Origin of the sequence: Sporosarcina sp. FSL W7-1349 (assembly GCF_038003045.1) — a bacterium.
Classification (GTDB): domain Bacteria; phylum Bacillota; class Bacilli; order Bacillales_A; family Planococcaceae; genus Sporosarcina.
Genome location: NZ_JBBOOK010000001.1, coordinates 2761988 through 2775535, shown reverse-complemented (window position 1 = coordinate 2775535; position 13548 = coordinate 2761988). Strand labels below are relative to the sequence as shown.

General features: G+C 46.7%; 10 protein-coding genes, 1 tRNA gene and 1 other RNA gene. 9 read left to right on the top strand and 3 right to left on the bottom strand.

The features are described 5' to 3' along the window. Positions 1 to 254 precede the first annotated feature (254 nt). The 3 genes from MKY41_RS13640 (at position 255) to MKY41_RS13630 (ending at position 4500) form a co-directional block, all read left to right on the top strand. The gene (locus MKY41_RS13640) at positions 255 to 1727 is read left to right on the top strand and encodes a sodium:solute symporter family protein (RefSeq protein WP_340745530.1); all 1473 of its coding nucleotides are present in this window, start codon (positions 255 to 257) and stop codon (positions 1725 to 1727) included. Between the two features lie 114 nt (positions 1728 to 1841). Then, positions 1842 to 2783: an AEC family transporter gene (locus MKY41_RS13635; protein ID WP_340745529.1), complete on the top strand. Its 942-nt coding sequence runs from the start codon at positions 1842 to 1844 to the stop codon at positions 2781 to 2783. A gap of 25 nt (positions 2784 to 2808) precedes the next feature. After that, the gene (locus tag MKY41_RS13630) at positions 2809 to 4500 is read left to right on the top strand and encodes an amidohydrolase (protein WP_340745528.1); all 1692 of its coding nucleotides are present in this window, start codon (positions 2809 to 2811) and stop codon (positions 4498 to 4500) included. Positions 4501 to 4648: 148 nt separating this feature from the next. Here the strand turns inward: MKY41_RS13630 and MKY41_RS13625 are convergent, their stop codons facing one another. After that, on the bottom strand, positions 4649 to 5371 hold the full coding sequence (locus MKY41_RS13625; RefSeq protein ID WP_445683314.1) for a GntR family transcriptional regulator: 723 nt from the start codon (positions 5369 to 5371) through the stop codon (positions 4649 to 4651). 162 nt (positions 5372 to 5533) lie between these two features. Next, a complete protein-coding gene (locus MKY41_RS13620) occupies positions 5534 to 6901 on the bottom strand; it encodes an aspartate kinase (RefSeq protein WP_340745526.1) in 1368 nt (455 codons plus the stop codon). A 158-nt stretch (positions 6902 to 7059) separates the two neighbouring features. Here MKY41_RS13620 and MKY41_RS13615 point away from each other — a divergent pair, with 158 nt between their 5' ends. From MKY41_RS13615 to MKY41_RS13600, 4 genes are all read left to right on the top strand, one after another. Next, positions 7060 to 8355, top strand: coding sequence for a homoserine dehydrogenase (locus MKY41_RS13615; protein ID WP_340745525.1), 1296 nt, complete (start codon positions 7060 to 7062; stop codon positions 8353 to 8355). Further along, entirely contained in the window at positions 8352 to 9410 is a 1059-nt protein-coding gene (gene thrC / locus MKY41_RS13610) for a threonine synthase (protein WP_340745524.1), read from the top strand. Before MKY41_RS13615 ends, thrC begins: the two co-directional genes overlap by 4 nt. Beyond that, entirely contained in the window at positions 9410 to 10303 is an 894-nt protein-coding gene (gene thrB, locus MKY41_RS13605; RefSeq protein WP_340745523.1) for a homoserine kinase, read from the top strand. The genes thrC and thrB overlap by 1 nt, the downstream gene beginning before the upstream one ends. A gap of 69 nt (positions 10304 to 10372) precedes the next feature. Continuing rightward, positions 10373 to 10918, top strand: a complete 546-nt coding sequence (locus MKY41_RS13600; RefSeq protein WP_340745522.1) for a hypothetical protein — start codon at positions 10373 to 10375, stop codon at positions 10916 to 10918. A gap of 76 nt (positions 10919 to 10994) precedes the next feature. On the opposite strand, the gene MKY41_RS13595 is transcribed toward MKY41_RS13600, so the two are convergent. Then, a tRNA-Ser gene (locus tag MKY41_RS13595) sits at positions 10995 to 11087 on the bottom strand. A 284-nt stretch (positions 11088 to 11371) separates the two neighbouring features. Between MKY41_RS13595 and ffs the strand changes: the two genes are divergently transcribed. Beyond that, positions 11372 to 11638, top strand: an RNA gene (gene ffs / locus MKY41_RS13590) — signal recognition particle sRNA large type. A gap of 127 nt (positions 11639 to 11765) precedes the next feature. Then, on the top strand, positions 11766 to 13532 hold the full coding sequence (gene dnaX, locus MKY41_RS13585) for a DNA polymerase III subunit gamma/tau (protein ID WP_340745521.1): 1767 nt from the start codon (positions 11766 to 11768) through the stop codon (positions 13530 to 13532). Positions 13533 to 13548 lie beyond the last annotated feature (16 nt).

The window sequence follows — 13548 nt, the reverse complement described above, 5'->3', positions numbered from 1 at the left end:
CAAACCGATCATATACGAAAAAATAGGGAGGAATGAAGTTTTCGAACGGAAATATTCTTCCATCGTAACCGGTATAAGCAACGGTACGATAGTAAGTCCACTTGTCAGATAATTTTAAATTGACTATTGACTTTTAAGAAGTACTAAAATAAAATAGGGAATCATAACTTTATGCAAGCGCTTACCTAGGATATACGCATACTGGTTATGATGACATGACGACATTATCACTTGGGGAAAAAGGAGTGTTACAAATGAATTGGTGGCTCGCTTGGCTTATCGCCTTTCTGGTTGGTCTCTCTATTATAAGTATTTACTTTTCAAGAAAAATTAAATCGTCTGATGAATATGTAATGGCCAACTTCAGTCTTGGGTTTTTCCCGATCGCAGGAAGTATCATTGCTACTGCCTTGGGAGCCTCGGCAATCATCGGAAATGCAGGAAAAGGTTTTTCTATGGGGATGACTTGGTTTACGGCAACGATTCCGTATGTAATAGTTTCAATGATTCTTGCTTTTGTCTTAGGCGCAACCATTCGAAAGCTGAAGTTATATACTGTACCAGATTTATTTGTACGTCGTTTTGGGAAAGCTGCTGGGCTCATTCCGGCCCTTGTTGTTAGTGTATTGTATATGACACCGGTTTTTGGAATGCAAATTGTCGGAATGGGCTCCATCTTAACCTCTATTGTCGGAATACCGTTATTTTGGGCCATGCTGCTTGGATTTGTTGTATGTGTATGTTTCACTATTTTCGGTGGAATGCCAGGCGTTTCATGGACAGACGCCGTGCAATCTGTCTTGATTATCGCAGGATTGGTCATTATGTTCTTCATGGGACTCCACCACGTCGGAGGTTTTCAAGTCGTTTTGGATGAAACACCTGGGGAACTATTAAGCTTTTTCTCTTTTACGCCAGTTGAAATGTTTAACTATCTTATCATCTTTGGTCCATTTTATATTGTATGGCAAACAACTTGGCAACGGTTTTCCGCAGCAAAAACGGAAAAAATTGCTGTGCGTGCAGTAGCGACAGGCTATTTCTTATGCGGGGTTGTAAGTATATTTGCAATTGGGATTGGCGTCGTTGCCAAGCTTGCTCTTCCAGCAGGAACACCAGATGACCTTGTTTATACTAATTTTATGACGATGATTGCACATCCGGCAATTGGTGGTCTCTTTATGATCTCGCTGTTTGCGGCTGTATTAACTGGGGCCACTTCATTTTTATTAAGTGGTGCGACGAATATTTCAAATGATATTTATTTGAATTGGATTAATCCTAAAGCGACAGATAAAAAGTTATTGTTAGTTTCTCGTCTTTCTGTATCGGGAATGGCTTTGGCGGGACTTGCCATCGCTTTATTCATCAAAGATATCATGGTTATTTTCACATACGCCCTATCGCTGTCTGCTGTTACGCTCGTTATGCCAGTCTTGGCGGCCATGTTCTGGAAACGGGCAACAAAAACAGGCGTCATCTGGAGTACTATTACCTCGCTTCCTGTTGCTTTAGTATGGAGCCTAATCGGAAATCCATTTGGTTTGCATGAAATTGTTCCAGGTATTATTGTATCTTTTCTTGTCCTAGTAACGGTGAGTTTAATGACGAAGCATTCGGAGGACGAAGAAGTGGTAGCATACTATTTTGCACTGAAAGATGAGATTGATCCGGCCTTGGCATTGGAGCAGCAGGATAGTATGGGAGTTGAACAGGCAAGGTCATAACAGTGGAATTCGTCCATTGTTCATCTATCGATTTAAATTCAATTTGACAGATAAACTGGTAATGATGTCATAAACAGTTAGCGTTGGTCAATGAATAAGGCTAGGAGGATTTAAATGGAAATTGCAGTTGTTTTTCAATCAATTACGGTTATTACAGTGATGATCGTAATAGGTGCACTTCTCACCAGAACGTTTCCATTTAATGATGATACACGAAAAATGTTTATCAGCCTAATAGTGAATGTGGCGATGCCTTGTATTATTCTTTCTAGTATTTTTAATGTGGAAATGGAAGAAGACACGTTCAAAATGATTGCGCTTGTCTTTTGTCTGTCAATTATCATTAATATAATGGGGATCGGCATTGGCTGGCTCTTTGCGACGGTATTTTATCGACATTCGAATAAAAAGAATGAACTTGCGTTATTATCCGGTTTAGGGAATACAGGTTTTATCGGTATTCCCCTTTGCGCGATTCTACTAGGACCAAAAGGGGCTTTGTTTGCAGCGATATTTGACGCTGGAGTCGATTTGACCATTTGGACAGTTGGAGTCATCATGCTTCAGAAAAATAGGAAGTTTGCTTTTCAGACTTTGAAATCCATGATTAATATTCCGATTGCAGCAATTGTAATCGGCTTGGTGGCAGCCTATTTTCACGTTAAGCCGCCTTCGACAATTATTTTAGTTACGGACCAACTGGCAGCATTGGCAGCCCCGCTAGCGATGTTTTACATCGGTGTCCTTATTATGACAGTTCGTCGTTCCAAAGTGCGTGAGGTCGGGTCTAAGGTAATGCTGCCGATATTTGTAAAACTAATCTTATTGCCAGTGTTTGCTGCAATCTTGATGTATTTTATTCGGGTTGAACCACTGGTCATTCAAACGATACTCATTCAATCGATGATGCCGACTTTAACACTGGCCTCTATTCTATTTGCAAAATACTCAGCCGACGAAGATATGGGGGCACTTACAACTGTTTTGTCAACAATCTTCGCCTTAACAACGATACCGCTAATGATTTATTTAATGAATTTGTTTATTGTATATTAAACTTTTTTAGAAATGAGGTTATCAAATGATCCAAGCGGATTTCATTATTAAGAATGCCAATATCCTAACGCTTGACGAGCAAGGGACAAGGGGGGCTTCGCTGACAGCGTACAAGGGTCGCATTACCGGAATTTGGCCTGAACAAGTACCGCCTTATCATGAAATCGAACAGGTGAAGGGGACACAGGAATTTGATCTGAAAGGGGCAACCCTGCTTCCGGGCTTCATTGATACGCATAACCATATCTTGATGTATGCGCAATATAAACGACAAGTAGATTGTACGTCGCCACGTAATGAATCCATCGCGGATATGCAGGCCAGTGTCGCACAATTTACGGGTAAAACTGAAAAGGGAGATTGGGTTCTCGGCTTTGGATACGATGATACCTTGCTGTTGGAGAAACGGCACCCAACAAAACAAGATCTCGATGTGGTTAGTACGGAGCATCCGATTTTCATCCGGCATATCTCAGGACACTTGGCTGTCGCGAATACTGCCGCGTTACGTCTTGCCGGTGTGAATGAAAACACCCCTCAGCCTGAAGGAGGACATATAGGGAAGGATGAAGCGGGTGAATTAACGGGAGTGCTGTATGAACCGGGTGCCATGGATCTCGTGTTCCAACATATCCCGATTCCACAGGCAGACGAACTTGTTCAATTACTGAAAGAAGCGGCAATCGATTATACTTCGCAAGGAATTACGACGAATACAGACGCGGGGGTCGGATTGTTGCTGGGCGAAAGGGAATTCGACGTACATATCCGAGCGGTCAATGAGAAAGCAAATCCGATGAAAATGCGTTTTATGGTGTTAAATCATCTCCTGTCAGGAAATGGGGCATTTAGCACATATACAGCGGAAGAACTTGATAGAGAGATTCAAGGTAGAACAGGTGGGAAGGCGAAGCTGGACAGCGCCAAGCTCTTTCAGGATGGTTCCATCCAAGGGCTGACAGGCGCACTTCGTGAACCTTATAGTTGTGATGAGCAATTGTACGGTGAGTTGATATTTGATCAAGAAAAACTCAATGAATTTGCACTTGATTTCCACAACAGGGGATTCCGAATTGCAACGCATGGCAATGGGGACCGCGCAATCGGCTCTGTCATTGAGGCATATGAATACGCTATAAAAAATGGAGTAGAACGCGATCACCGACATCGGATTGAACATGTGCAGACGGCGTCTAAACATGATTTAGAAACAATGCGGGAACTGGACATCGCGGCTTCTTTCTTCATTAACCACGTTTACTATTGGGGAGATCGCCATCGGGATATTTTCCTCGGGCATGAGCGTGCACAACGGATCAATCCATTGAAGGAAGCGGATGAGCTGGATATGCTGTTCACCCTCCATTCGGATTGCCCAATTACACCGATTTCGCCGTTATTTTCTGTATGGGCGGCCGTGAATCGTGTAACAAGAAACGGGGAGATCCTTGGTCCGGATCAGAAAATAGACGTTGAAACAGCATTGAAGTCGATGACAATATACGGGGCGCGGTTAAATTTCGAAGAGGACGAGATGGGGAGCGTTGAAGTAGGGAAAGCAGCAGATTTTGCTGTCTTAGCTGAAGACCCGACAAACGTGGATCCGATGCATATTAAGGACATTGAAGTGCTTGCAACAGTAATTGACGGGGAAGTCGTATACAGCAAGTCCCCTTCTCTAACTCTGCCCGAAGTAAGGGAAACATACTCCTTCTGAGCCGGACAGCAGACTAGCTTATTTAATGAAGACTGTAAGTGAACTTGAAATGACGGGTTCGCTTACAGTCTTGTTGTTGAAAGGAATGTACGATGTAAAAATATCTACCATTAGGTAATGGAACCGCACGTCAGCAAAAATTAAAGAATCAACGGGATAACTTGCGGGATGACTTAATCTTGATGGCATAGAGGTCTGGCCGGTACAGGGCGTCCTCGTACTCGATGAAGGCGCCTTCATTGTCCCGTATCACGCGTTCCACCCGAAGGGCATGCGGTTGGTTGTCCTTTGAAATAAGTTCGATATCTTCCTCAGACAATAACGTACTCGTCACGGTCTGATCAGACTCCCCTAAACGGATGTTCAACTCTTTTTCAAGCAAGTCGTACATAGTGGCATCGTTCAAATCAAATTGTAGGAGCTTTTCTCCGATTTCTACCGGATAATAATGGCGCTCGATGCCCATCGGGATATGGTTTGCATAACGGAGCCGCTTGATATAATATCCTTCGTCCAAACCAGTCAATGAAGCAATCGGTTCACTTAGCTTTGTTTTATAATGGTCAATCAGCCGAGCACCCGGTTCCATCCCCATCATCTGGATGATTTCGGTCGTGCTATATAAATTTCCGGGCCAGTCGTTGATAGGTCTGGATGTGATAAATGTTCCGATTCCATGCCTTTTTTCAAGGATCCCTTCGATTACCAACAGATTAATAGCCTCCCGGACAGTACTGCGACTGACCGCAAAGTTCTCGATTAATTCCCGTTCGCTAGGTATCTTTTCCTTGTAAAGCCGATTGTTAATATTTTTTTCGATAGCTCGTTTTAATTGTATATGGAGTGGTAGTGCACTTTTATGGTCGATCAATTGCATTCCCTCCTTACCGAATAGCCTATTTATTTGGTATAAGCATACCATTCGGGGTTTACGATTAACAAGCTGCATCGGCTATTTTCCAAGGATAATTATAGTAAGCAAAAGGTAAAAGGCTGTCCTCCAGTATGACTAGTTGGAGGACAACCTTTTGGATTAGGAACAGACTTTGATATTCGAAAAGAACTCTTTATACAACTCTTTTAGGATGATTGTTTCGTCTTCTTTCAGGACGCCGAAGACCAAGCTCACTTCCGAAGATCCTTGATTGATCATCTGGATGCTTGTGCCGGTGCGGGCAATCGCTCCAGCAGCACGTGCAGCCAAACCTGTCGTGTCGCGCATTCCTTCCCCGACAAGTACGATCATGGAGTAATCATGATTGAAGAAGACTTTATCCGGCTTCAGCTCCTCTTTGACCCGTTCCAAAATCCGCTGCTCTTTGCCCGGTGTCAGGAAGCGGCTGCGAATGATCACCGACAAGTTATCGATGCCGGATGGCGTATGCTCGTATGGAATCTCTTCCTCTTCCAAGATTTGAAGAAGGCGGCGTCCGAACCCGATTTCCAAGTTCATTAGGAATTTATCGACGAATAAGGTGGAGAAACCATGGTCCGCGGCGATTCCGATAACTGGCTGAGACGAATGGTCGCGTTCTTTCACGATCAATGTCCCTGGTGCGCTCGGGTTATTCGTGTTTTTAATGCAGACCGGAATCGAGCGGCGGAAAGCCGGAATCAACGCTTCATCATGGAAAACAGAGAAGCCGGCATACGCCAGTTCGCGCATTTCCCGGTATGTCATTTTACTAATGGCTGCCGGCTCATCCACGATACGCGGGTTGGCGGCGAAGACCGAATCGACATCCGTGAAATTTTCATAGAGTTCGGCATCGGTGGCAGCTGCCAGCAACGAGCCTGTAATATCCGACCCTCCTCTATTGAATGTTCGTAACGTTCCGTCTTCCGTGAAGCCGAAAAATCCTGGGAATACGATGATGCCTGGCAGCTCTCTCAGTTTCGCCAGTTGTGCATCACCTTCCGGCAGGGCCTGTACACGTGCTGGGCGTTGATTGACGAGGAGACCGGCTTCTTTTGGCGAGATATATTGAGCTTCAATACTGATGGAAGAGAAATACTCGGCAATCAGTTTGGCATTGTTGTCTTCTCCAGCAGCTTTCAATGTGTCTGTAAAGAGGGTTGAATCGTTTTTATCGCCTTCCAGACGTTCTTTCAAATCGCGTTCGATGATTTGTACGATGTCATTGGAAAGTTCGAGGCCTTCCGCAATTTGGCGATACCGTTCCACAACTTCCCCCAGCTGTGCTGTTGCATCTTTTCCGTCTAGTGCTGCTTCAGCTAAACGGATTAGCAGGTCCGTCACTTTCGTGTCCTCATCGGAGCGTTTGCCCGGAGCGGAAACAACGACGATTTTACGCGTTGGATCGGATAGGACGATATCCGCCACTTTCTTGATCTGATCTGCTGTTGCAACCGATGTTCCGCCAAATTTACATACTTTCATTTTTTCACCAAATCCTATCTTTTTAAAATTGTCCATTGGATGTATTATTTGATTATAACAAAAACAGGGTTGTACTTGTTGATGTTTTTCACTATAATGTCCTTATGCAATGAACATGTGTTTTTTCATAGTGTACATATAGATAGGAGAATCGTCAAATGAAAAATGAAATTAATATTGGATTACTAGGGTTCGGAGTGGTCGGCAGCGGTGTTGCTAAAATTCTGGACAACCACCAAGAAGATTTGCAGCATAAGCTTGGTGTTCCGGTATCCATTAAGAAAGTTCTTGTAAAGAATCTTAACAAGGAAAGGGACTGTGATCTTCCGGCGGACGTGTTCACGACCGATCTTGATGAGATTCTTGGCGATTCTTCCATAGATTTGATCGTGGAAGTGATCGGGGGCACTTCGGAAGCACGCGAGGCGATTGAAAAATCATTGAATGCTGGCAAGGGCGTCGTAACGGCGAATAAAGACGTCATGGCTGAATATGGGCTTGACCTTTTGCAACTGGCGGATGAAAATAAATGTGACCTCTTTTTCGAAGCGAGTGTAGGAGGCGGAATCCCGTTAATCCGTACACTTGAAGATGGATTGGCATCGGATCGGATCAGCGCGTTGACTGGGATTGTCAATGGTACGACGAACTTCATCCTGACGAAAATGAAACACGAGAACATGTCTTATGAGGATGCGTTGGCGGAAGCGACGGAATTGGGCTTCGCCGAGGCGGATCCGACTGCCGATGTCGATGGAATCGATGCAGCACGGAAGATGGTCATCTTGGCATCTCTCGCATTCTCTACCGAAGTCCGTTTGGATGATGTATTCGTCCGCGGCCTGCGGGAAATCCAGGACGGCGACTTAGAATTGGCAGAACAATTCGGCTATACAGTCAAACTTGCCGGTTCTGCTAAAAAGAATGGCGATGGCATTGAAGTGGCTGTAGAGCCTGTCCTTTTGCCGAATTCCCATCCACTGGCATCAGTGAACAATGAGTTCAATGCCGTCTATGTATATGGAGAAGCTGTCGGAGAGACGATGTTCTACGGACCGGGCGCCGGCTCACTGCCGACTGCCACTTCCGTCACAGCAGATATCGTGGCTGCTTGCCGCAATCTGTTGATGGGAGTAAATGGAAGAAGAACCCACTCGCCTCAGCATGAACGTCATGTGAAAACGGACGATCAAAAGTTCGCCCGCTATTTCCACCGGATCCGCGTGAAGGATGAAGTGGGTGTGTTGACCAAATTGACTGCCATCTATAGTAGATACGGGGCTAGCCTGGCGACAGTCATCCAAGATTCGGACAATGGCGTTGAAGCGGATCTGATTTTCATTACACATCAGATTTCACGCCAGCAGCATTTGGATATTATGAATGAATTAAATGAAACACCTGAAGTGATCCATGTATTGAGTCACTACCGGGTGGAGGGGGAATCACGATGAAAAGATGGAACGGTTTGATCGAAGAGTATAAAGAATGGTTGCCGGTCACGGAAAATACACCGGCGTTGACATTGCAAGAAGGGAACACACCCCTCATTCATATGAAAACTCTGTCCGAACAATGGGGCATTGATTTATATGTGAAAACGGAAGGGACGAATCCGACAGGTTCCTTCAAAGACCGCGGAATGGTCATGGCAGTTGCGAAAGCGAAAGAAGAAGGCAAGAAGATCCTCATTTGTGCATCTACCGGAAATACATCGGCATCGGCTGCAGCTTACGGCGCACGTGCGGGCATGCGGACGATTGTCGTTATTCCGGAAGGACGCATTGCGCTTGGAAAACTGGCGCAAGCAAGAATGTACGGCGCGGAAATTCTGCAAATTGAAGGGAATTTCGATGAGGCGCTTCAGATGGTGCGTGAAGCGGGTGAAGGGGATATCGCTCTTGTCAACTCGGTGAACCCTCACCGATTGGAAGGACAAAAAACGATCGCTTTTGAAACAATTGAACAGCTTGGAAAAGTGCCGGATATTTTCGCGCTTCCAGTTGGGAATGCAGGGAACATCTCTGCTGCTTGGAAGGGATTCAAGGAGTATGCGGAGAAAAAAGGAACTGACCTTCCGGAACTTCTAGGCGTGCAGGCGGATGGTGCTGCACCAATCGTTTATGACCGTGTATTCGAAAATCCGGAAACTGTTGCAACGGCAATCCGGATCGGCAACCCGGCAAGCTGGCAGCTGGCGAAAAATGCGTTGGCGGAATCGAAGGGTAACATTTTGTCCGTTACGGATGAAGAAATCCTGGAAGCATACCGCTTGATCTCTTCCACGGAAGGGGTATTTGCAGAACCGGGGTCTTGCGCATCGATTGCCGGCTTGAAAAAACAAGTCGAGAGCGGTTTGTTGAAAAAAGGATCGACTGTCGTTGCTATCTTGACAGGGAATGGATTGAAAGACCCGGATACGGCAATTGAAGTGAACAAGGACGAGCCGTTCCTTTCACGTGAACAGTTCGATCAAATCCTCAGCGAGTTGAAAGAAGGCAAAAACTGATGACGGAGGCCAATTTTTCAGTCGTCGTCCCCGCGACCACGGCAAATCTTGGCCCGGGGTTCGACAGCATCGGGCTTGCTCTCGCCTTATACATGACAGTCGACGTGGAACCATCTGAAGCATGGAGTGTCTCCTATGATGGCGACGAATATGGAAGCCTTCCAAATGGGGCGGACAATTTGATTGTCCAGACAGTCCTAAAAGTAGCGGCGCGATACGATAAGAAAGTTTCCACGCATGGCCTCCGCGTCCATTCTGATATACCTTTGGGAAAAGGACTCGGAAGCAGCGCGACCGCCATTGCGGCAGGCATTGAAATTGCGGATCAGCTGGCAGGATTGGACCTTACTCCGATGGAAAAGGTGAAAATCGGCAGCGAGATGGAAGGGCATGCGGATAATGTATCAGCAGCACTTCTCGGCGGCGTGACCATTTCCTATTATGTTGGGGACTCGATTGATATCGTCCATATCCGGAAGCCCGAGATGGGTGCCGTTATTCTAGTTCCGCCGGCAGCATTGCGAACGGAAGAATCCCGTGGACTTCTCCCAGGACAGCTGCTGCATGCAGAAGCGACATTAGGAAGTGCCGCTAGCAGTGTCATGGCCGCAGCCATTGCCCGGGATGACTGGGCGACCGCTGGCAAGATGATGGAACAGGATATTTTCCATGAGCCGTACCGGAAGCATCTGTTTCCCGATTTTGAGGAAATCCGTTTGGCCGCCAAGGAAATCGGCGCTTACGGCATGACGATCAGCGGGGCGGGCCCTTCGATTTTCATTGCGGTGAAATCCGGTGAAGAAGCTAGGATTGCAGATCAATTGATGGAAAAGTTCCCGTATTATAAAGGGTTGGCCGTACAGCCGTCTAGTGACGGTGCGGTCTTGAAATGAAAGAGGCAGCCTCGGCTGCCTCTTTTGTCATCGAGAAGATATGGTTTTAATTGGAACGGGAGGCGTCTTATGAAAAGAGCAGTAATGTTTTTGGCTGTGGTGCTAATCGGCTTCGGCGTATATGCGGTCGGTTACTTTAGCACCTACAGCATACCGAAAAGCGAAGAAGCGGCGGAAGAATTTCTGATTGAGTTCGATGCAAAGAAAAGCGGGATGGGCGTATCGGCGGTGGTCGGCTGGATGCAGCTAGGCGAATCGGATTCCTGGCTGGCCCGGGTATTATTTGAAGACGGGGTCTATGGCTATGCCCATTTTGTCAAAGGGTGGAATGGCAAGATGAAATTTATGAGTCTAGGCACAACACAGCCGCTCACATATAGGGAGTTCCAAACGAATGATGGTTTCTACGGCGTTGTGTTCGGGCGCAATGACAACCTGACCATCGACCATATCAACGTGAAGACGCTAGGCAGAACTACATATGAATTTGTCATACATGTTGCGGATCAGGAGAATTTCATGGTTAGCGAGAAGTTGCCTGATGGCGTGCAGGACACGTTTCCGGCCGAATTCGAGGTAGTCGATAAGGATGGGAATGTCCTAGAAGCAGGTTGATTAGCCCTGAAATAAAAAATAAAAAACCGCCACGATTACGTAACAGTTTTACAAGGTTATGTATTAAGTATAAAAATGGCGGAGGAAGAGGGATTCGAACCCCCGCGGGCTTTAACACCCCTGTCGGTTTTCAAGACCGATCCCTTCAGCCAGGCTTGGGTATTCCTCCGTGTCGGACAAAGAATAATGTACCACGGTTATCTGGTGGAGTCAATAACCTTTGTATCAGGCGTTGTCACGTCTAGCTCCGGGGCAGCATACATGCAAGATTGTGAATGTGCCTTAATTTCTGCAAAGTGCGCAGAAATTAAGGTAAATCGAGCGCTTCGCTGTTCGAGAAGCGTGCCTTAATTTTTGCAAAGTGCACAGAAATACGGCAAATCGAACCCTGCGCTGTTCGATTGGCAAATAAACGTTTGCATTTCGGCCTGGAAAACGGTATACTAGTGAATGCCGTGCTAGGTGGGAAGGTAGCGGTGTCCTGTAACTTGCAATCCGCTCTAGCAAGACTGAATTCCTTCTCGAGGCTGCATGTATTGTAGGGTCTGCCTCTTGCACGTAGTGTTGACGTTTGGGTCCTGCGCAATGGGAACCCATGAACCATGTCAGGTCCGGAAGGAAGCAGCATTAAGTGGATCCTCCCATGTGCCGCAGGGTCGCCTAGACCGAGCTGGCGACAGGAGTAACGCCTATGTGCTGCAGTCGAAGGAAGGTGCACGGCTTGAATTTATCCATTCACTCGTCCGTTTTTGCGGGCGGGTTTTTTATTGCTTCTAGAAAGGTTTTAAACAAGGCAATATGCTATACTTAATCTAATACCGCAATGCGTCTAAAGGAGAGGGAACTGTTGGTGTATCAAGCTTTTTACCGTGTATACAGGCCTCAGTCATTCACTGAGATGTCCGGGCAGCATCATGTGAAGCAGACACTTCAGAATGCCCTCCTTCATAATAAGACAACCCACGCCTATCTGTTCTCCGGACCACGGGGGACAGGGAAAACCAGTGCAGCGAAGGTCTTTGCCAAAGCGTTGAACTGTGAAAATGGGCCTGCGAAGGAACCATGCAATGATTGTCCGAGCTGCCGAAGCATTACGGATGGCTCCAATACCGACGTCATTGAATTTGACGCGGCGTCGAATTCCCGGGTGGAAGAGATGCGGGATATTATTGAGAAAGTCCGGTTCGCCCCGTCGAGTGCCCGATTCAAAGTGTATATCATCGATGAGGTGCATATGCTTTCGAACTCGGCGTTTAATGCGCTTCTAAAAACATTGGAAGAACCACCTTCTCACGTCGTCTTCATATTGGCGACGACCGAGCCGCATAAACTTCCTTTGACCATCATTTCCCGGTGTCAACGCTTCGATTTTAAACCGATTACATCTGTCGAAATTATCGAACGGATGAAAACGGTACTAGCCGATGCGGGAATCGAGTCGGATGAGGGGGCCTTGAAAGTGATTGCCCAGGCTGCTTCGGGAGGGATGCGGGATGCGCTCAGCATGCTCGATCAAGTTGTCTCTTTCAGTGGTGATCGGGTAACTGTGGAAGACGCCCTTCTTGTCACCGGCTCGATCGGGGAAGACATTTTCTATCAATTAGCGGAAGCCTTGCTTGAAAGAGACGCAGGAACGGCGATTTCCTTATTGGATTCATTGATTGCAGAAGGGAAGGACGTCGGTCGGTTAGCCGAGGATCTGATCACTTTCTTCCGTGACCTTCTCCTGCTTCGCACCGCCCCTGACCTGAAGGACTTGCTGGAATTAATCGCCGGTGATCCGCGCTTCGTGGAGCTGGCACAGACATTTGACATGGATGTCCTGTATGCGTTCATCGACATATTAGCGAAAACGCAGCAGGAAATGCGCTTTTCCAACCATGCCAAAGTCTACATCGAGTCCGCACTTTTGAAAATGATCCACGTCAGGCAACAACCCGTCGGGGGAGACGGAGCTACCCACTCAGCAGGCGATCCGGCTCTGATGGAAAAGGTTGAAATGCTGGAACGGACCGTTCATGAGTTGCGTCAACAGATTGCTAACGGCGGCGGAGGGCAGCCACGTGCAGAAGAACGCCCTGCCCAAGCACGGAAGAGTGCATCCAAATCTTCACAATCATTTAAAGTTCCGGTCGGAAGAATTCATGAAGTGCTGAAAGCTGCAACAAAACAAGATATCTTGACTATTCGACAAGAGTGGGCAGGGATGATGCAGACGATGCAAAAATCGCATGCGGCCCTTCTCGAAGAAACAGAACCGGTTGCAGCATCCGAGAGTGCTTTTGTGCTAAAATTCAAGTATGAAATCCATTGCCTGATGGCTTCGGAAAATCCTTCGCTTCGATCGGGTCTATCCGAGGCGCTTCGTTCACGGACGGGAAAACCATATGAGGTGGTATACGTCCCGGAAGAAGGTTGGCTGAAGGTGAGGGAGGATTTCATCCGAACCAATGGCCTTGGAAAACAGCAAGGTTCAACTTCCACCGAGGAAGAACCGGTTGCGGAGGAGACCCTGTCTTTTGTAACAGAGGCAGAACAAGAAAACGCCGATCCGGTCGTAACAGAAGCGGCTAAAATTTTTGGCGAAGATTTTATTCAAGTCTATGATGACTAACACTTAAGGAGGAATT

What these genes read in the sequence shown, in the direction of transcription:
- MKY41_RS13640 (WP_340745530.1), top strand. Translation starts at nt 255, where the DNA reads ATGAATTGGTGGCTCGCTTGGCTTATCGCCTTTCTGGTTGGTCTCTCT.
- MKY41_RS13635 (WP_340745529.1), top strand. Translation starts at nt 1,842, where the DNA reads ATGGAAATTGCAGTTGTTTTTCAATCAATTACGGTTATTACAGTGATG.
- MKY41_RS13630 (WP_340745528.1), top strand. Translation starts at nt 2,809, where the DNA reads ATGATCCAAGCGGATTTCATTATTAAGAATGCCAATATCCTAACGCTT.
- MKY41_RS13620 (WP_340745526.1), bottom strand. Translation starts at nt 6,901, where the DNA reads ATGAAAGTATGTAAATTTGGCGGAACATCGGTTGCAACAGCAGATCAG.
- MKY41_RS13615 (WP_340745525.1), top strand. Translation starts at nt 7,060, where the DNA reads ATGAAAAATGAAATTAATATTGGATTACTAGGGTTCGGAGTGGTCGGC.
- thrC (WP_340745524.1), top strand. Translation starts at nt 8,352, where the DNA reads ATGAAAAGATGGAACGGTTTGATCGAAGAGTATAAAGAATGGTTGCCG.
- thrB (WP_340745523.1), top strand. Translation starts at nt 9,410, where the DNA reads ATGACGGAGGCCAATTTTTCAGTCGTCGTCCCCGCGACCACGGCAAAT.
- MKY41_RS13600 (WP_340745522.1), top strand. Translation starts at nt 10,373, where the DNA reads ATGAAAAGAGCAGTAATGTTTTTGGCTGTGGTGCTAATCGGCTTCGGC.